11 protein-coding genes are annotated in these 20,803 nt (G+C 53.1%); 9 read left to right on the forward strand and 2 right to left on the reverse strand.

The features are described 5' to 3' along the window. The first annotated feature begins 59 nt into the window (after positions 1–59). Complete coding sequence (locus GM557_RS00815; protein ID WP_196424560.1) at positions 60–1,856, forward strand: DUF262 domain-containing protein; 1,797 nt, start codon at positions 60–62, stop codon at positions 1,854–1,856. An 11-nt stretch (positions 1,857–1,867) separates the two neighbouring features. On the opposite strand, the gene GM557_RS00820 is transcribed toward GM557_RS00815, so the two are convergent. Continuing rightward, complete coding sequence (locus GM557_RS00820; RefSeq protein WP_155572575.1) at positions 1,868–3,598, reverse strand: hypothetical protein; 1,731 nt, start codon at positions 3,596–3,598, stop codon at positions 1,868–1,870. A gap of 264 nt (positions 3,599–3,862) precedes the next feature. Between GM557_RS00820 and pstS the strand changes: the two genes are divergently transcribed. After that, the gene (pstS, locus tag GM557_RS00825) at positions 3,863–4,867 is read left to right on the forward strand and encodes a phosphate ABC transporter substrate-binding protein PstS (RefSeq protein WP_230873364.1); all 1,005 of its coding nucleotides are present in this window, start codon (positions 3,863–3,865) and stop codon (positions 4,865–4,867) included. Here pstS and GM557_RS00830 read toward each other — a convergent pair. Beyond that, positions 4,818–5,366, reverse strand: a complete 549-nt coding sequence (locus tag GM557_RS00830; RefSeq protein ID WP_230873348.1) for a DUF2721 domain-containing protein — start codon at positions 5,364–5,366, stop codon at positions 4,818–4,820. The genes pstS and GM557_RS00830 overlap by 50 nt on opposite strands. Before the next feature lie 96 nt (positions 5,367–5,462). Between GM557_RS00830 and GM557_RS00835 the strand changes: the two genes are divergently transcribed. From GM557_RS00835 to GM557_RS00865, 7 genes are all read left to right on the forward strand, one after another. Next, the gene (locus GM557_RS00835; RefSeq protein ID WP_230880556.1) at positions 5,463–6,326 is read left to right on the forward strand and encodes a creatininase family protein; all 864 of its coding nucleotides are present in this window, start codon (positions 5,463–5,465) and stop codon (positions 6,324–6,326) included. A gap of 170 nt (positions 6,327–6,496) precedes the next feature. Next, a complete protein-coding gene (locus GM557_RS00840) occupies positions 6,497–7,606 on the forward strand; it encodes a YncE family protein (RefSeq protein WP_230880609.1) in 1,110 nt (369 codons plus the stop codon). 80 nt (positions 7,607–7,686) lie between these two features. Beyond that, positions 7,687–9,861 (forward strand): protein-disulfide reductase DsbD, encoded by a 2,175-nt coding sequence (locus GM557_RS00845; protein ID WP_230880557.1) that lies wholly within the window; start codon positions 7,687–7,689, stop codon positions 9,859–9,861. Between the two features lie 119 nt (positions 9,862–9,980). After that, the gene (locus GM557_RS09005; protein WP_155572576.1) at positions 9,981–10,946 is read left to right on the forward strand and encodes a glycosyltransferase; all 966 of its coding nucleotides are present in this window, start codon (positions 9,981–9,983) and stop codon (positions 10,944–10,946) included. Between the two features lie 42 nt (positions 10,947–10,988). Next, positions 10,989–12,494, forward strand: coding sequence for an AMP-binding protein (locus tag GM557_RS00855; protein WP_155572577.1), 1,506 nt, complete (start codon positions 10,989–10,991; stop codon positions 12,492–12,494). Continuing rightward, positions 12,494–18,961, forward strand: a complete 6,468-nt coding sequence (locus GM557_RS00860) for a type I polyketide synthase (protein WP_155572578.1) — start codon at positions 12,494–12,496, stop codon at positions 18,959–18,961. The genes GM557_RS00855 and GM557_RS00860 overlap by 1 nt, the downstream gene beginning before the upstream one ends. Beyond that, a complete protein-coding gene (locus GM557_RS00865) occupies positions 18,958–20,784 on the forward strand; it encodes an AMP-binding protein (RefSeq protein ID WP_155572579.1) in 1,827 nt (608 codons plus the stop codon). Before GM557_RS00860 ends, GM557_RS00865 begins: the two co-directional genes overlap by 4 nt. Positions 20,785–20,803 lie beyond the last annotated feature (19 nt).

Raw genomic sequence — 20,803 nt, forward strand, 5'->3', positions numbered from 1 at the left:
TATTTCGTTTTTAATGATTTTGCTTTATTATGTCCATAATATGTTTTCTGGGGGTAGAGATGGCTGCTATTGAGTCAAGAGACGTAAGTATCAAAGATCTTTTTCAAAATTTTTATGTTATTCCAAAATATCAACGCGAGTATGTTTGGACAAAAGTTCAGGTGTCGCAGTTTCTTGATGATATCAGGTCTGAGCAATTAGATGGGGATAGTTCAGAGTATTTCATTGGCTCAATAGTTGTTTGTCCAAGCCAGACCAGGGAGGGTGCTAGTGATTTAATAGATGGTCAACAACGTGTTACAACGCTTTTTATTATGCTTTGTGCTATTAGGGATAAACTTCAGAGTCTTGGAGACCTGAATCTTGAGAGTATAAAAAAATGTATAGTTGATGTTGATACGGATCAATATGGTAATGATTGTCGTCGTGCCCATTTAGAACCTCAGTATAAGGACGCAGGAGACGCGTTTCATGAGTTAATTGAAGGGAAAAAGATAGGGAAGAAGACGACTAGGTCTATAACGAATATAGCAAATGCCTATAATGTTGTGAGTGAGTTTTTAACCACTGATTTATGTTCTTCTCAAGAAGAAATTAGAAGATTCTTTGGTTATGTGATGAGAAGTGTGAAGATTATTAAAATATATACAGATAGTTTTGGAAGAGCCCTAAAAATATTTGAAACGATAAATGATCGTGGAATTGGACTAAATGCCATGGATTTATTAAAAAATCTTTTATTTATGAATGCGTATGAAGAAAATTTTGAATTATTACAGGATAGGTGGAAATTTATTGTAGATAAGCTTCATTCTATAGGGGAGAATCCACAACGCTTCTTAAGATATTTTATATTTTCTACCTGGGGTGTGCCAAGGCTCGCGCAGGATGAATTATATGAATGGTTTATGAAAAATGATGAAAAAGCAGGTTTGAGAGATAGACCAATTGAGTTTACTGAGAGACTGAGTGAAGCTTTGGAAGCATATGCTTATTTTATAGATAAAAAGGATGGAAGAGGCGATAGTAATAATATATTAGAAAATATATCGTTGCTTTATAAAAGAAGAAATTCTGGGAAACAGTATTTAGTTATTCTACTTGCTGGTCGCAAATTGCCCTCTGATATTTTTTCGGCGTTGTGTCGTGATGTAGAGTCATTTTTATTTGTTTGTGTGTTGGTGAAGGAAGAGATAAGAACATTTGAAGCGTTGTTTGCTCGTTGGTCTATTCGTTTGAGAGAAGTACGGACCATGGAGGATTATAGGGCCTTTGCGCGAGAAACGTTTTTTGAGCAGAAAAAGAAGCACGCTTCTAAGTTTTATGTGATGTTTAAGGAGATGGATGACCGGTCATTGCCAAGATATCAACTTGATTATGCATTAGGGAAGTTGACGCAAGCAGTGGATAAAGAAGCGTATGGGGGAGAACATTCTCTTTCATATTATTGTAATTCAAAAGAAGTTCATTTGGAGCATATTTTACCTCTTCATCCTAATGGGGAGGTTTGTAAAGAATTTGGGCTTGGTGCTGATGACCCAAGATTGATTTGGTCTATTGGCAATCTGGCCTTGGTTGAAAAATCGATTAACATGTCTTTAGGTAATAAACCATTTTCTTATAAAAAACGTATTTATTCTGAATCCCGTTATTTGTTGACGAAGCTTATTTCTGGGAGACCTGACATTGGGCATACAGCTATTGATCGTGCTGTAGTAGGGTTGGGTATGCATCCATTTGAGGAGTGGAACCGTAGTGCTGTTCAGCGACGTGCTAGGTGGTTAGCTGATTTGGCTTGTACGGTGTGGGACGTACCTGTTGATAGCCATGGGCGGGGTTTTGAAAGTGATGTTTGAATGCACGCTCCTTAGTTAAAAGGTTGGTAGCGAAGGGACATAAAGACCATATCGGCATCGCTTTTGGGTTTGCCGCCAAGGCCGGAGAAGGCCTGTACATGGGTGTGCGAATATTGCCCGCCGACAAGGAGTGTGCCGTAATCGCCCTTCGCAGCTGTGTACCAAAAGCCCCCTGTTGCTTGGGCGACTGTGTGGATATTGCCTGAGGCGGCGCAATTTGTTGCGAGTTCGGTAGAGCAGCCGCGCATGTCAAAGTTGCGATTACCATAGCCGTAATGGTTGCTGCCTTCATCAAAAGCATGGCGGCTTAGGACGCTCTCCGCCCCAGCATAGGAGTAGAGCTTGAGGTTCTTCATAGGGTTGCCATAAAGGCCCAGGAGGATACTGGCCTCTGGTAAGGCGGTTACACCACCTGTGCGGTTATAGGTATAATCGGGCATATTGGTTGAGCCATAACGGCCCAGCCCTGTTCCGACTAAGCCAGAAGCTTGGAAATAGAGTTTTTTATCAATAAGAGGTAGGACCATCCCCCCACCACCGCCCCCGGCGATTGTGGTGTGGTTGGAGCCAGAGCCAACCGTGCTATTGCGGTCTCGGAAGAAGCGCATCACCCCTGTGAGTTCATAATGCCCCCAACCGGGGTCAGCTGCGACTTTGGCAATGAGGTCTGGTGCGGGGTCGCTGGTATAATAGGTGGAAGGGTTGTTGACATTTGTACCGGTGAGGCGGTCAGTCGTGGTGCAATGGTGAGCCGCTGTGGAGCAAGGTGAGACACCAGCGGGGACAGAGCTTGGATTCTCGATGGAGAGACCAGCGGCGTAGCGTTCATGCGGACCAAAGGTTTTCACAACGCGGAATTGGGCGTTACGCGTCCAATTAAAGCCGGGGACATATTGGGCTTCGATCACCATAGGGGTTTGTTCATCACGGGCGAACATGCCTTTGTTAAAGAGTGTGATGAGCGACCAGCTTTGACCGCCGAGGATATACCAGCCATCAGCACTATCTTTTAGCTCCCCATACACAACGCGGGCACGCAGAACGTAAGAGTTGGATTGCCGCGAGTTGGAGGATGACCCCGCCCCTTGGAAGTCCGTCTCCACATACGCATCAGCTTCAAGCTTTTTGGTAAGCATCCCCTCCACTAAGGCAGCGAGACGGCTTTGCCGCTCTGTTTGGTGGAACTCGCTCATATGCGATGTAGGCTGATTATGCCAAGGGATGGCATTATACGCACTGGCAATATCAGCCGCACTATTGCGGGACCGCCAAACCCCGGCGGCCTCCAAATACCCGCCTAATGTGAGACGAACGCCACCAATTTGTAATTGCCCCCGGCGCAGTGGGCTATAGAGGTCTGGGTGAGCAGGAGGGATAGCGGTCAGCTCCCCATAGGGAGTGCTGGCTGTGCGCGATGGTGTGATGATGGCGGAGGAGGCAAGGCCAAAAACATCATCATGGCCGGTCCCATTATGGGGGGCGACCCCGTAAGGACCGGTTGTGTTCTGCCCAAGGAGATGCGCGCGAGAGGCGTAAGGGTCAGCCTCGATTAATTCCCGCTGGCGGGCTAGCTCGGCACGGATACGCCGATTCTCCGCTGCTTGCTTTTGCTTCATAGTGTTAAGTTGGGCCTGCATGGCATGTATCTGCTGCTCCATTAGTGCAATGGCATCATTGGTGCCTGCGGCGTGAGCAGAGGATATAGCGTGAGGAGCAATATATGACAGAAATGTTACTGTCATAAAACTGTAATAAAGAGAATATATACTATGCTTTGATTTTCTATTCACGCTAAAAGCCTCTCTCTGACATCATCTATTGGGATTTCTTGCGTATTTTTTCTTATTTTAAAAGTCTTTTTTGCTCTTTTGGTTATATTTTTATTGTTTGCTGTGCTGGCGTGGTTATAACGATAAAAGGATTATTGTGTGACCTTGAGGGGCTATATGCGTCTGACCATCAAATCCCTGCCACGCTTGGGAGTGTGTGCGTATGTGCAAGCTATTATGTTGCTCATGCCCGCAACGGTATTATATGCAGCGGCAGCACAGGCGGAGGAGGTCGGTATAACAGGGGCTGGCTCTAGCTTTGCCGCGCCTATTTATCAGAGCTGGAGTGTACCTGCGGGGGCGCAAACGGGTGTAGATGTCAATTATCAGACCGTTGGCTCCAGCGCAGGGCAGGACCAAGTGATTGAGCGTACGGTGGATTTTGGGGCATCTGATAAGCCGATGAGTGCTGAGCGTTTAGCTAAGACGCATCTTTATCAATTCCCCACCGTGATGAGCGGCGTGGTATTGGTGGTCAATCTGCCGGGTGTGCCAGAGGGGCAATTACGGTTGGATGGCCCAACGATTGCCGCGCTTTATGATGGGCGCATCACAGATTGGGATGACCCGCGCATTAAAGCCCTCAACCCTGATATTACATTGCCTGATATGGGGGTTGTGGCCATTCATCGCGCTGATGGTGCGGGGACGAGTTACGTTTTTACTTCTTATCTCTCTGAGGTGTCTCCACAATGGAAGGAGAAAATCGGGGCTGGCACATTGGTGGAATGGGCCGGTGGAGCCGGGGCGCGGGGGAATGATGGCATTGCGGCCCTTGTCCGTCAGACAGAGGGGAGCATTGGCTATGTGGAATATGCTTATGCGGCCCAAAATCACCTCGATATTGTGCAGTTAAAAACACATGAAGGGGCGTTTATCGCGCCATCTTTGCAGAGCTTTGTTGCTGCCGCCGCTGCTGCACATTGGGAAGCGAAGGAGCAGTTCGCCGTTAATTTGCTCGATCGCCCCGGTGTGGGGAGTTGGCCTATTGTCTCGGCTACTTATGTGCTTGTGCCAGAAGATGCCGTGGACCAGCCAGAGGGCCGGGCGGTGAAGCAGTTCTTCCAATGGGGGTTTGCCCATGGAGGGGAGATTAACGCCCAGCTTGGTTATGTTGGCTTGCCCAAAGAGGTTAGTGATGCGGTTTTATCGGGTTGGCCTTTGAGCGCAGCAAAGCGGTAAGGAGGGAGACCTGCCCCTCATGCCGCAGCCCATGCCAGCTCAGGAGTGTATCGACCAAGAAGGCGAGCAGAGCTGCGACCGTGCAGCTTAGGGCGGAGCCAAAGAGGGCCAACAGCCACAGGGATGTTGTGGCATCGCCCAAAGAGCCGACAAATAGCGCAATGGCCGCCCCGCAGGTGAGTGCCCCGCCAAGGCCATTGAGGATAATGGCAAGGTCTAGCACGACAATGCGGCGTGTGAGGCGTTTTTGGCGGATTTTTAGCCGTCTTGGTGTATCGTAGCTATATTGAGGCTCTTTTTCCGGCGGGGCTGCGAGGAGGCGGTTCACATTATCCAGATGGTCCGATACACGGGCCAGTCTTGTGTTGAAGATGTTGATGAGGGTGCCAATACCGGAGAGCATAAAGACCGGGGTTAGAGCCATCTGAATCACATGGGCGGCATCATCGAGCGTGTTCATTTGCTGGCTGAGGAAGGGGAGCGTATCGGTTAGGGGCATGGTCGGCCAGTTGCAGGCTATAGGGTTACAAGGCAAAGTCTTGCGGAGTGCGAATCGGCACTATCTGCTCTGGGGATGATGCATGAGGGATGCTGGATGAGCAACCGGGCTATGATGTGGTGGGGTGGTTTGCTAGCTTTTTGGGGCGTGGCGTTTTCTGCTTATGCGGAGGGGCGCGTGGCAGATGCTCTCCCACCGGCTTGCCCACCGCCTGCCCAGCAGGTGGAGCTTGCGTGCCAAAGCTGGACGGAGCTTGATGCTGCCTTCAAGCAAGGGGTGATGACGGCCATTTTGCCCATAGGTGGGACGGAGCAGAGCGGGCCTTATATGGCGGTGGGTAAACATAATGTGCGGGCGCAGAGCCTTGCTGATGAGATTGCCCGCACGCTTGGCCATACGATGGTTGCCCCTGTTGTGGCGTATGTTCCAGAAGGGGGAACACAGCCACGTACAGGCCATATGCGTTTTGCGGGGACGTTATCCATCCCGCCCTCTGTATTTGCAGGTCTTATCGAAGGGGCTGTGGAGAGTTTACGCACACAGGGCTTTAGGACCATTGTGTTGCTAGGAGATCATGGAGGGTATCAAACCCAGCTAGAGGGTTTAGCCCGTAAGGTGAATAAACGCTGGGCGGCAGAGGGGCAGTTAGCGCGTGTATTATATGTAGGGGCTTATTATGATGTGATTGCCCAAGAGTACGCCCCTTATTTACGGCAGCATGGTTATGGTGTGGCTTTGGGGAAACATGCTGATATAAGTGATACGTCACTCATGCTTGCGGTGGACCCTTCCCTTGTGCGGGAGGGGCTTCTGAGGCAGGTTGGGAAACCAACGCCCGCTGATGGGGTCTATGGTGGGGACCCGCGGCAGGCAACGGCTGAACTTGGCCGGGTCGGCATAGCCATGCAGGTGCAGGCTGCTGTTAAGGCCATTTCTTCTTTTAACAGGAGGCACCCATGAGGCTTAAAGTTTCTTTTCTTACAATGGGGGCGTTGTTGATGGCCGGGGCAGCTTATGCCCAGCAACCAACACCCCATCCAGACCCAGAAGATGACCCGATTGTTGCTGAGTCTCCTAAGCCGTTTTCTGATTCTACACCGCCAGCCGCCAAAGCCGCTGCACCTTCTACGATGGGTGAGGCTGTAAAGCCTGTTGCTTCTGCGGTGGAGACAATCCCCGGCATGCCGCCTGTGCCAGATGCGCATAATATCTATAGCGAGGCTAGCGGGCCGGATAAGATTTCACCCGCCATTGCGCAGGACCCGGAGCGCATTTATGTGCCGAATTTGCGGGGTAATAGCGTCTCGGTGATTGACCCTAAGACCTATAAAGTCGTGGATACCTTCCCCGTTGGGCGGTCCCCACAACATGTTGTGCCCTCATGGGATTTGCGGACCTTATGGGTGACGAATAATAGTGAAGGCCATACGGATGGCTCCCTCACCCCGATCGACCCACATACAGGCAAGCCCGGTAAGGCTGTCGCGGTGGATGACCCTTACAATATGTACTTCACTCCCGATGGGCAGAATGCCATCGTTGTGGCAGAGGCACATCGCCGGTTGGACTTCCGTGACCCCCATACAATGGCCCTTAAAGGCTCGGTTGAAGCCCCGCTTTGTGAGGGGATTAACCATGCGGCTTTCTCTGCTGATGGGCGTTATGCCATTTTTACATGTGAGTTCGGGCGGTATTTGGCGAAGGTCGATACGGTCAATCGTAAGCTTTTAGGGATGTTGAAGCTCTCTAAAGGCGGGATGCCGCAAGATGTGCTTGCTGCACCAGATGGGCATAAGTTCTATATTGCTGATATGCACGCCGATGGTGTGTTCATCATTGATGGTGATAGCTTTAAAGAGACAGGCTTCATCCCCACAGGGTTAGGGACGCATGGGCTGTATCCAAGCCGGGATGCTAAATTGCTTTATGTGGCGAACCGTGGGTCTCATATGGTTCATGGGCCGCGCCATAGCAAAGGGAGTGTCTCGGTTGTGGATGTCGCGACCGATAAAGTGTTAAAGACATGGCCCATCCCCGGCGGTGGTAGCCCCGATATGGGCAATGTGAGTGCTGATGGTAAGACATTATGGCTCTCTGGCCGGTTTGATGATGTCGTTTATGCGATTGATACCCAAACCGGGGCGATGAAAAGCATCCCTGTAGGGGCAGAGCCTCATGGCTTGACTGTCTGGCCACAGCCGGGCCGTTACAGCATCGGCCATACGGGCATTATGCGTTAATTGGCTGGAAGCTTATAAGGCATGTAAAAGGGAAAAGGGGGCTTCGGCTCCCTTTTTTCATCATAGCGCGCAGGGAGGGCATGATGAGGTTACTGCGTTTGGAGGCAGTGTGGGGCAGTGTGATGGCCTATATGGGGCTATTATGCCTCATGGGGGTGATGGCATTATCGCAGGCTGATGCTGCTGAGAGTACGCCGGTTGTGACCTCCCATACACGCGCAAGCCTTGTAAGCGCGGTGGATGCTCTACCCAATGGGACGGCATCACAGCCCGATAAAACGGGTGCAGAGCTGTTATTAGGGTTGCGCCTTCAATTACAACCGGGATGGCACAGCTATTGGCAAAACCCCGGTGATGCGGGGGAGCCGACACATATTCGCATCACCATCAGCGGGGCGCGCAGCGGGGTGGGGGAGCAAATAGAATGGCCCGTGCCAGAGCGTCTCTCCGAGGGTGAATTGATGGCCTATGGCTATCGGGGGGATGTGCTTCTTCCCGTTAAAGTGCCGTTAGAAGGGCAAGGCAATGGGGTGGTGCAGATAACCGCGCAGGCGGATTGGCTTGTTTGTGCTGATATTTGCATCCCCGAAAGCGGGCACTTCACCCTTACTTTGCCCGCGCGTGAGGCAGCTACAACACCTCCAAGTGCTGAGGCAGAATTGTTCCGCAAGGCGGAGGCGGAATTGCCGCAGCCTTCTCCCTTTACGGCGTCTATCACAGCGGAAGGACGGCTTGTTCTGCACGGGGCGGGACTAGCGTCTGATACGGTGCGGCAAGCGTGGTTTTTGCCTTTAGAGGGCGGCGTTATCGCCCATGCCGCCCCGCAGGCTGTGACGGTTGAGCCGGGTTATGTGCAGATTCAACTCAAGCCAGATGCGTATGCGCAGCCGCCTTTTTGGCAGAAGTCTTTGGCAGGCGTGGTTGTGTTGGTGGATGGGGCAGGCAATCGCTCTGCTATACATATTACAGCCATGCCGTCCCCTCACGATGTCAGGCAGAAGGCGGGGCAGAGCGTCTTTGGAGTGTTGCTCGCAGCCTTTTTAGGCGGGATGATTTTAAACCTCATGCCATGTGTGTTTCCTGTCTTGGCGATGAAGATTGTCTCTTTTGCCGCAATGGGTGGGGTAGAATGGCGCAGCCGTGTGCAGAGTGCCACATGGTATGGCCTCGGTGTTATGGGCAGTTTTGTGGCCTTTGGCATAGGGATGATGGCTCTACGCTATGGGGGAGCTACGCTGGGATGGGGCTTTCAGTTTCAATCCCCGGCCTTTGTGGTGGGGATGGGATGGCTCTTATTTCTTATGGCTCTGACCTTAGGGGGCGTATTTCACATTACAGGGGGGCGGTTGGTCGGGATGGCTGGCCAAAGGATGGCAGGGCATGGCCCGGTTAGGGAGCTGCTTACAGGTTTATTAGCCGTCATTGTGGCAACGCCTTGCACGGCCCCTTTTATGGGGGTGGCGATTGCAGCGGCCTTTAATGGGCCTGTTTGGATGGGAGGGGTCATCTTCCTCATGCTGGGGGCGGGGTTGGCCCTGCCCTATGTTATGTTGGCTCTTATGCCGGGGGTGGCAGGTTATATTCCGCGCCCTGGCCCGTGGATGGAGCGGGTAAAGCAAGGGTTGGCGTTCCCCCTTTTTGCAAGTTTTGTGTGGTTATTATGGGTCGCTGTGCAGCAAAGCGGGCCAGATATAGTGGTCGTTATGGGGGGCGGGGCTGTGTTGCTCGGCTTAGGCGGCTGGTTTTATGGCCTTGCCCAACAGGCCGCTATGACCAGCCGTACGCCGCGTTTTATGTGGTTCTGCCGTGGGGTGGCGATTTTATGCCTGTTATTATGTGCGCTGGGCCTGATGCAGGTGGGGACGCACGCCCGTGATGTTGCGCAAAAAAATGCCCCTTCCTTTATAGAGCCATTCTCTGAAAAACGCTTGGCAGCCTTACGCGCAGCAGGGCGGCCTGTTTTTGTGGATATGACCGCCTCATGGTGCATCACATGCATGGTAAATGAGCGTGTGGCGTTAGATGTCCCCTCTGTTCAGCAGGCTTTTCATGAGCATGGTGTGACGTTATTGCGGGGGGATTGGACGCAGCATGATGAGGCGATAACGGCCTTCCTTCGTGCGCATGGGCGTGAGGGCGTGCCTTTTTATCTCTACCTTTCCCCACAGGGGAAAGAGGTGCTTTTGCCACAGATATTAACGCCGACCCTCGTGCAGCAGATAATTGGTGAGACGCCTTTTAAAGCAGAACAATAAGGCTGCCTACTGGCTTCCCCCCTTCACTTTATGTTAATGAATAAGCCGGGTTGTGTTAATGAAGATTTTACGGTTTGCGTGCTTAATGCATGAGCGAATAAAAATGGGGGAGCCCGTTTGTGGGGCGTATTATATTTTTAAACTGTTTCCCGCGTGATTGTATCACTGGTGGGGTTAAGACGACTTATCGTCACGCGCTTTTATTGCGCCGTGCGGGGTTTGAGGTGCAGGTCATGCAGCCTGATGGCCCACCTTCATGGTTGGACCGTGAGATGGCGGCTTTGATATGCTCAGATGTGACGAACTTAACAGCGAATGATTTGATTGTTTTCCCTGAAACATTGAATGGCTGGTACAGTAAGATGATTCGTGCCCCTTTGCAGGGGAAGAAAGTTATTTTCTGTCAAAATCCTTATTACTTTTTCACCTATGGGCCATCAAAGCAGAATCTGAAGGAATGGGGGGTACAGTATATTCTCTCCCCCGGCGCGTATTGCACCCGCATGATTCAGTCTGTTTTAGGGGTGGATAATGTGCTGATAACCCCACCCGTTGTGGATGGGACGCTTTTTACCCCACAGCCTAAGTCGCTGCAGATTGTAGTGTCTTATAGGAAATGGGTTGGGCAGGAAAATGTGGTGGATTATGCGGGATTAATGCGTGAGATGTTGCACTTAAAATATCCACAATTTACCCATATTTCTTGGATAGCTTTGCAGAATAATAGCGAGGCAGAAACAGCGGACATTATGGGGAGGTCTGCCATTGTTCTCTCCCTTGGACGTTTGGAATCCTTGGGGATTACGGCTTTGGAGGCCATGGCTGCTGGGTGTTGTGTTGTGGGGTATCATGGTGGTGGTGGAATTGATTACGCTACAGCCCAGAATGGCTTTTGGCATTCGCCAGAAGATGTTGAGGGCGTGGTTGATTCTTTGGCGCGTGCCATAACGGGGTTTTCTTCAGGGGATCCATTATTGCCTAAGATGCTGGAGGCTGGCCATAGAGCAGCGCAGGCTTATGCGCCGGAGCGCGTTAGTGCCACCCTTAAACAAGTTTATAGCCAATTACTTAATGCGGGTGAGTGAAGGTGCATCATTTAGCACCGTGCCGAGGAGATATTTAACCACATGCTAGACCGGTTTATAGCTTATAATGCACGCCATAATGGGGGCGATATTGCTTTTGGGAGTTTGGCGCGCCAGCAAACCTATGCACAGTTAGAGGCGATTGTAAGCCGGTTAGCGCGTGCATTAGAAGGGCTGCGTGATTTGGCCCCGCGCCGGGTGGCTGTGCAATGTAGTGATAGCTGGCGGCATTGGGCGTTAACGCTAGCCCTAGGGCGGCTTGGTCTGGCTTCAGCCTCTTTATCGAAGGGGGATGTCTCGGAGGAGGATTTAGCCATTCTCCAGCCGGAGATTATTATCATTCATGGGATGGGGTGTATGCCCCCCGGCGAGGGGCGGCTGGTCTTGGATGAAGCATGGTTTGAGCGTGTGTTGGAGGGGGTAGAGGGTGATGATGCCTCTAACTATTACCCGCCTGTTCCTGTTGAGCCTTCCACGCCATGTCGGGCTGCTTTGGCCAATGGGACGGATCGCAATATCCATCTGATAGAGCTTAGCTTTGCGGAGCTGGAGGCAGAGCTTCATCGTTTTATCTATCATGATATGGTGGAGTTCTTTGTGCGTAAAGCGCGTACAGCGCGGCATGTGAGCAGCAAGCCGAATCTTTTATGCTCTATTGGCCCACAATCTTTGAGTGGCTTCCTTATGGCTGGGGCGGCTTTGGCCGCAGGGACAACGGTACGCAGTAGTGATTCCCAAAATATTGCCACAGAGATGATGCAAGCAGCGGAAATGCTGTTGGTTCTCACTCCGGCTCATTTGGAGCATGTTTTAAAAGCTCTTCCGCCAGCTAGTCGGGCGATGAGCCATATTCATTTGCGTGTTGTTGGGGCGGGCTTGCCGCAAAAAACATTGGAGCAAACGCAGGAGCGTTTCACCCCGCATGTGCAGATTGTTTATGGCACGGATGAGACTGGGGTTGTGGCCGCTATCCCCGCAGAAAAGCGGCAAAGTGAGGAGAGTGTTGGTTTGCCTCTCCCGTGGGTTGATATAGAGGCCGTTGATGCTGAGGGGCGGAGATGTCCCGCTGGGGAGGTAGGTTATATTCGTATCCGTAGTGAGAGTGTGCATCCTTATAAGGAGGAAAATCCTGTAGGGGGTGCGCGTTTTCATGAAGGGTGGTTTTACCCGGGGGATCGTGGTGCCATCTCAACAACAGGGGAGGTGCATCTCCATGGCCGGGCCGATGCGTTGATAAATGTGGGTGGAGCGAAGTTTGACCTCGGTGTTGTTGAGGAGATTCTTCTTACAGAGCCACGCATTAAAGAGGCAGGCGTATTCATGCTGGAGGACCGCCAGGGTGTAGAGCGGTGCTATGCTGCGATTGTCTCGACTGAAACATTTGATGAACAAGCCCTTTCCGTCAAATTACGGCAGCGTTATGCCGCTTTGCCCCCTGTGACGATGATTTGGGTGCCAGAAATCCCACGCACAACGGAAGGTCATGTGGAGAGAGAGCGGCTACGGGCTATGTTGAAGGACTATATCCAGCATAAGTTAGAGCGGTGATGAGGCCTATGTATCGCGCGGATGAGATAGCCATTATCGGCACAGGTTGCATATTGCCAGCGGGCCTTGCGGATATGGAGGGGTTGTGGCGGTTTTTACTCGATCGCCGCGATGGTTGTGTTGCTGTGCCGGAGGACCGTTGGGGGCGGCGGCGTTTTTATGACCCGGTGGACCACACGCCGGGTAAGACGACCATGCAATATGGTCACTTTCTCACCTTAGAGGAGCATCAGTTTGAGCCCCTCTTTTTTGGTATTTCCCCGCGTGAGGGGACATTGATGGATGTCCCCCAGCGTTTGCTTTTAAGCGTGGCATGGCATGCTATGGAGAGTGCCAATATAAAAGCGAGCGCGTTGGAGGGAACGCGGACGGGCGTTTTTGTGGGGAGCTTTACACAAGACCAGCTCATTCATGGTGGTAGCCCGTTTATGCAGTCGCAAATCCGTGACCAATTTGCGGCTTTATCCTCCGTTATGACAATGCATGCGGCTCGGTTGGCTCATGTTTATGGCTTAAAAGGCCCGACCATTGCGATGGATACGGCGTGTTCTTCCTCTCTTGTGGCGGTGCATCAAGCCTGTAACAGCCTTCGCCTTGGGGAATGTGACGTAGCTTTAGCCGGTGGGGTAAATTGTATCTTCGCCCCGCAAACCGCCATGCTGATGACAAAAGGGCGTTTCTTAGCCAGAGATGGGCGGTCTAAATCCTTTGCGGCTGATGCTGATGGGTATGGGCGTGGGGAAGGCTGCGTCATATTGATGCTCAAACGCCTTAAAGATGCTGTGCGCGATGGTAACGAGATTCGCGGTGTGATTTGCAGCTCTGGGGTGAATCAGGATGGCCATACGCCTGTTCTCACCATGCCGGATGTGGATGCCCAAGAGAGCTTGATTCGTGAGGTTTTGGGTAAGGTTGAGGTTGCCCCGCGCGATGTTGCTTATGTGGAGGCCCATGGGACGGGCACACCGGTCGGTGACCCGATTGAGGCTAAGGCGATTGGGCAAGCCATTGGGCAGTATCAGGATGAGGGGAAGCCTGTCCTTGTTGGGTCGGTAAAGGCGAATCTGGGCCATTTGGAGGCTGCGGCAGGGGCAGCGGCAGTGTTGAAGGCTATGCTGTGCTTGGAGCATGGCATGGTTCCCGGCCAAGCGAATTTAAAAGAGCTTAACCCGGCTATCCCGTTTGATGAGTATGGCATTAAGGTGGCTCAAGGTGAGCCAAGCCCTCTGCCCCAACGCGATAAGCTTTATGCGGTGGTAAACTCCTTTGGGTATGGCGGGACCAATGCCGTAGCCTTGCTGCGGCGGCCTACAGAGGCGGAGAAAAATGCCGCCCGTAAGAAGGCTATGCGCGAGCATCGGCTTAAAGGGGTGCGGCCAGCAGGTTTTATGGGGCGGACGCCTTTGCTGCTGAGTGCATTTTCTGAGGCGTCGCTCAAGCGGATGGGCCATGTTTATGCCGCTCAACTAGGGGATGAGGCGGATAAGCGTCTGTGGGATGGGCTGTGTTTTGCCGCAGCACGATATAGGGCACGCTTCCGCCAACGGGCCCTTATCCTCCCAGAGCGTGGGGCAGATGCGTATGTGCAAGCGCGTGAGGCGTTGGAGGCCTTGGCGGTGGACCGTAATCACCCAGCCCTCTTTACGGGTAAAGCGGTGGTGGACCAACCGGTAAAGCCTGTCTTTTTATGCTCTGGTATGGGGCCACAATGGTGGGGGATGGGGCGTTACTTGCTGCGTAAGGCCCCGGCTGAAGTGCGCGCTCTTGCCCAGCAATGTGATGTGCTTTTTCAGGAGCTAGCAGGTTGGTCTTTACGGGATGCGTTGTTGCAGCCAGAGCGTAAGTCCCGCGTGCAGGAAACAGAGGTTGCACAGCCTGCCATCTTTATGGTGCAGATATGCCTTGCGGCATTTTTTGCTCATTATGGCATTACGCCGGGGGCTGTGGTTGGCCATAGTGTTGGGGAAGTGGCAGCAGCCTATATAAGCGGTGCGCTGGAGCTTAAAGACGCCGTTACGGTTATTTACCATCGCAGCCAGTTGCAGGGCCGTCTTGCTGGGCGTGGAACGATGCTGGCCGTTGGGCTAGGGCGCGAGATGTTGGCCAAACGGTTGGAAGGCCGCTTTGGCGGGCAGATTAGCATTGCGGCGGTTAATAGTGGGGAGTCTTGCACAGTTGCAGGGCCGCAAGACGCTCTTGCAGAGCTAGAGCAAGCATGTCGCAAGGAAGGTGTGTTTGCCCGCTTCCTCAAGGTTGAAGTCCCTTATCATAGCCCAGAGATGGCCGCTATTGAGCACGATATGCTCATAGCCTTGGCGCAGATTCAGCCTAAAAAACCGGTGATTCCGCTTTATTCCACCGTGACGGGTCAAGCATGGCGGGATGAGGAGCGTCATGATGGCGCATATTGGTATGCAAACGCGCGTGAGCCGGTCTTATTTTATGAGGCTATGCACCATCTGTTGCAGGATGGTCATGCCGTCTTTTTAGAGGTCGCGTCACATCCGGTTTTGGGGGCCTCTGTGACGCATTGTGCGGAGGAAGGGCGATATGAGGTCGCCGTCATCCCCACTTTGCGCCGTCATCATGATGATGCAGAAGGGCTATTGCGTGCCTTAGTACGCCTAACCTTGAGTGGGGCGGAGCCGGATTGGCGTTATATCCTTCGGGCCGAGCGGATGGATTTACCCTTCTATCGGTGGGTTGAAAAATTAGTCCCCTCTTTGGAGACAGAAGCCGCGCGGCGTGACCGGTTGGATGAGCAGGTTCATCCTGTTTTAGGGACACCGAGCCTATTGGAAGGGCGTGCGTGGCGGGCGGATATTAGTGTCGTCGTGATGGAGTGGCTGATGGACCATAAGGTGCATCAGATGGTGCTGTTCCCCGCTGCGGCTTATATTGAGGCCGCTTTGGCGGCTCATGCACAGTTGGAGGCCAAAGCCCCCGCTGTGATTGAGGATGTGACCCTCAATACCCCCCTTGTTGTGCAAGAGGGGCAAGTGCCCGTTATGATGTGGCGGTTTAACACAACAACGCGGCGTTTAAGCTTTGAGAGTGAAAGCTTTGCATGGAATGGGGATTGGCAAACTCATGGTCATGCTACGGTGCTGCAAGCGGCTCCGTGGTGTGCGACTGCGGAGCGGAATCAGGGGTTCGATTTTACGGCTCTTTGCCAAGGGACCACATGTTTTGAAGGGGCAGAGGTCTATCAGGCTTTTGCCACGATCGGGCTGGAATATGGCCCTGCCTTCCAAACATTGCGAAGCTTGCATCGTGGGGTGGGCTATGTCGTGGCAGAGATTGCCCTTGCTGATGACCAAGCTGCCACAATAGGCGAGTATTTGCTGCACCCAGCATTGCTCGATGGGGCTATGCACGCGCTTATCGGGGCCTTCCCCTTTGAGGAGCAAAAGGAGGTATTCGTCCCTGCATCAATCGAGCGGGTGAGTTATCTGGGGCAGAAGGTTGCGCGGCTTTATGTAAAGGTCACACCGACCCAACGGACGGAGCGGAAGATTGTTGCGGATATGCAGCTCTTTACCCCAGAGGGAGAGTTGGTGTGCGAGTTATTAGGGCTATGTTGCCGCCGTATGGCTCGCCGTGGGGGAGACCGTTCTACAGGTGCGCATCTTATTTACGCACCGGAATGGATTCATGCAGAGCAGCAGCTTTTGTTAAGTGAGCCTTTGGCGATTACGTTTTGTCATGCGGAAAATGACGCTCTTGCAGAGGCTGTAGCGGAGATGCTGCATCAAAATGGGGCAGATATAACCCATGCTGCTTCTCTTAACGGGGCGGATTTAGCGGAACGCTTGGCGCATGAGTCCTTTTTAAGCAAACAACGTGCGCTTGTGTTGTTCCCGCGAGATGGTGCGGATTATCAACACTGCCTTGATGATGTGATGGCGTGTATTGAGGTCATCCAGCATATCCCACAACGGCGGCGGAGGCATCGCCTTGCGGTCATCCTCATCACGCGTGGGGCTTATGCGGAGCATGGGCAGGCTGTGGCGATGCAGCGTGTGTTCCATGGTTTGTTACGCGCTGTGGAGGCAGAGAGAACAGACCTAGCCATACGTTGTGTGGATGTCCCCGCTATTGGGGCGGACCAGCTAGTAGAGGATATCGCTGCCGAGCTGGTGTTGGAGGGATGTGCTGAGGATAGTGTCTGGTTGCGCCCGAGTGATGAGGGTGTGCAGCGGCTTGTTCAGCGGTTAGTCTCCCCATCTCTCAAGCCAGAGCCGCAACCTGTCTCATGGGGTGAGATTATCAGCTCTCATGATGAGGGGAGCTGTAGCGTGCGGCTAGAGGGGGGACGCGCGAACACGGTGGAGACCATCCGCTGGCAGGCTTATACCGTGCCAGAGCCGGGGCCGGGTGAAGTCAAGCTGCGGACATTAACAGCCAGCCTTAACTTTAAGGATGTTCTTAAAGCCCTTGGTCTCCTCCCGGAGAGCGTGATTGAGGGGACCTTTAACGGCGAAAGCCTCGGTCTTGAGGCCGTGGTAGAGGTTGAAGCCGTTGGTGAGGGTGTTGAGGATATGGCACCGGGTGATCGGCTCGTTGTGGCTTATCCTGATAGCTTTGCTTATCGCCGTGTGTTGAAGGTAAGCGCGCTGGCAGGCTGTGCCTTTAAGCTTTCGGCTGATCTAACGCATGAGGCTTTAGAGCAGCTTGCAGGTGTGCCCGTGGCCTTTATGACGGCCTATTACACCTTAGTGAAGTTAGCACATCTTGCCGAAGGGGAGAGTGTGCTGATTCATGCTGGGACAGGTGGTGTAGGGCAGGCAGCAATTCACATTGCAAAAATGCGTGGGGCTGTCATTTACACCACAGCGGGCAACCCGGAGAAGCGGGACTATCTACGCCAACAAGGTTGTGCCGGTGTGTGGGATTCCCGTACGTTAGAGTTTGTCGATGGTATCCGTGAGGCTACCGGGGGCCGCGGGGTAGATGTGGTGTTGAACTCCCTCCCCGGTGAGGCGATGGTTCATAGCCTTAAACTTGTCGCGCCGATGGGCCGGTTTGTGGAGATTGGCAAGCGCGATATTGTTGAGCATCGGGCCTTGGATCTGAGACCGTTTAATGAGAATCTGACCTATATCTCCTTCGATATGGACCGGATGATGCCGCATGAGGCGTTGTTTGGGATTATGGATGAGATTTTGACGCTCAGCCGGGAGGGTAAGCTTGCTCCCTTGCCGATAAAAACCTTCCCTGCGGCTGAGGCGGCGGAAGCCTTCCGCTATATGATGGCCTCGCGGCATATTGGGAAGGTGCTGCTCTCTTATGAGGATATGAGCGGCCTAAAGGCACGGCCTATTGCGCGCCCCTTACCGGGCTTTAAGCGGGATGGCTCGTACCTCATTACCGGGGGGATGGGCGGCTTTGGCCTCAAAACGGCGGAATATCTGCTCTTACAAGGTGCGGGGGCTGTGCATCTGGCTGGGCGGACCTTACCGCAAGACCCGGAGCGTCAACATGCTATCGCTCAGCTTAACAAGCTTGCTGCGGCGCATGGCGGGCAGGTTGTAACGCATCGGTTGGATGTTACCCAGCCTCGTGCGGTGAAGGCATTAGTGCGGAAGCTCGCTCAAGATGAGCGGCCATTGCGCGGGGTGTTCCATGCGGCTGGGGTGGTGGAAGACCAGCTTATTGAATCGATGGATGATTCGCGCAGCATCGCCCGTGTTATGGCCCCTAAAATTGTGGGGGCGCAGGCTTTGGATGAAGCAACGCGCGGCCTGAAGTTGGATCATTTTGTCCTTTATTCCTCCTTTACGGCAGAGTTGGGGAATGTGGGGCAGAGCAGCTATATCGCGGCTAATAGTTACCTTAACGTTCTGGCAGAAAATCGCCGCCGGCAGGGCTTACCGGCTCTTGCTGTAGGGTGGGGAGCGATTGGTGATGTCGGTATGGTGACAGAGAGTGAGGGGGCGGGCCGTCTTTTTGAAGCTGCGGGTATTAAAACCATGAAAGCGGCGGATGCTTTGGCCCTTTTACCGGTTCTTTATGGTGTGGAGCGCAGTGAAGTCTCTGTGGTGGAGATTGATTGGCGGCACGCTTTTGGGGCTCTCACATGGCTGAAAAACTCGGCACGTTTTGCGCTCTTGCAGCAGGAAAGCCAAAGCGGTGGCGTTTCTGATTCCGTGCAGCTTTTAATGAGCATGCCTGAAGGGGAGCGGTTAGATTATGTGCTGACACGGCTAAAGCAGCAATTAGGGACGGTCCTCCAAGTGGACCCGCAGAGCATTGCTGATAGCGCACGTCTTGCCGAGTTGGGGATTGATTCCCTCGCCGGGGTGGAGCTGCAAACGGCTATTAATGTGGAGTTTGGTGTGGATGCGACTCTAACACTTCTTGCACGGAGTGAAACCATCATCGAGATGGCGCGGAGCTTGCTGCAACAGGCTGTAATGATGGTGCAGCAAGGCGGTGCCATCACGGTGGAAGGGGCAGAAGCATGAGAGACATATCGTACCGGACGATTCAGCAGCATGGTTATACAGTCGACTTTTACGACAATACGCTGGCTGCTTTGAATAAAGATGCTAATCGGGTTGATGAGATGCTCAGCTTCCGGGCGGTGGAAAATCCCGATAAGGTCCGCTTCTTCTTGCTCGATGAGGAAGGGGAGATTGAAGAGAGCGCGACTTTCCAGCAAATGCATGATTGGGCATGTCGGATTGCCGGATTGGTGGATCGTTTCATGCCGGAGCGGTCCCGGGTTGTTTTATGCTTTGAGAATGGAACAGCCTCTGTCGCGGGCTTTTTTGGCTGCCTTTATGCGAATATGGAGCCCGTCTCTGGTGTGTACCCGGCTATGTTGGGTAGTGCAGACCGGCTTTTTGAGATTGTGGAGGATTCCGGGGCGGTTGCGGTGCTCGGTACGCGCGAGACGCTTATGGGCTTTAGGCGGCAGGCTGCTGGGCGGGCTGCGGGCCTGAAATGGATCCCTATAGAAGGTGCCGAGCAGGCTAAACCGCTTCATCGCCGTCATGCTGCGGCGTTGGATGATATTGCCTATGTGCAATATACGTCCGGCTCTACGGGGCATCCGCGTGGTGTGGAGATTACGCACCGTAATGTGGGGGCGAATCTGCAACAAATGATGCTCCGCGGCAATTTATGGGCGGGGGAGAGCGGGCTTATATGGTTGCCTCTCTCGCATGACCTTGGTTTGGTGAGTGTGCTTTATTGCATCGGGGCTGGTGGGGCATTGTGGTTGATGCGGCCAGAGCATTTTATCGCCAAGCCGGAGCGATGGGTGCAGGCGATTGACCGGTACCGCCTTAGTTTTTCTGCCGGGCCTAATTTTGCGTACGAGCTTCTAGCCCGACAAGTGCCAGATGCGGCTTTAGAGGGGTTAGACCTGTCTTGCTGGGCATGGTCCTTTATCGGGGCGGAAATGATAGAGCAGGATACGGTGGAGACACTCTTTAAGCGGTATCTGCCTATTGGGTTGAAAAAATCTGTCCTTAGGCCTGGCTACGGGATGGCAGAAACCACCTTAATGGTCTCTAGCGGTAAAGGGGATGGCAAAGAGGTTGTATCTTTTGATGTCGTCTCTCGCCGTGCTTTGGCAGAGGGGCGCGTTGCCCCACCGTATGATGCTTATGATAAGCGGGCCGTGGCGAATTGTGGGCGTGTGATTGATGGTCATGACATCCTCGTGGTGGACCCAGAGAACGAGGCTCCGCTGCCAGACGGTCAGGTAGGGGAGTTATGGTTTAGTGGGCCATCCGTTACGCCGGGCTATGTGAATCGTGAGGTCGAAAACCGCGAGCGTTTCATTATGGGTGATGATGGCCGTCGGTGGTTCCGTAGCCGGGATATGGGCTTTATGCAGCAGGACTGTTTGTTCGTCACGGGGCGGTTGGAAAATAGCGTGCCGATTGGTGAGCAGCGTTATGACCCTGCGGATTTAGCCCAAGCTGTACGGCAGGCATGCCCCTTATTTACAAGCCGTGCTGTGGCGGTCTTCCGTCATGAGGGGATGTTATGCGTTATGGGAGAGCTTTCCTTAACGCATATTCGCCAGACGGAAGATTATGGGGCGGTGTTGGAGGCTATGGCGCGTGCTATGCGGCATGTTTGCCCGGTTAAGCAGATACGCTGCGTATTAGTACGCCAAGGGGGTATCTGGCGGACCCCCAGCGGTAAGATGCGCCTTGCGGCAACATCTGAGGCTTATACGCAGGGGCGGTTGCCTGTGGTGCAAGAGCAAAGCTTTGGCCCGGAATCATTAGAGCATCTCGAGGTTTTGGCATGGGGAGAGCGGCCCTTATGAGCGGGGTTTACGGGTATGA

This window comes from Bombella sp. ESL0385, from assembly GCF_009725755.1.
Taxonomy (GTDB): domain Bacteria; phylum Pseudomonadota; class Alphaproteobacteria; order Acetobacterales; family Acetobacteraceae; genus Bombella; species Bombella pollinis.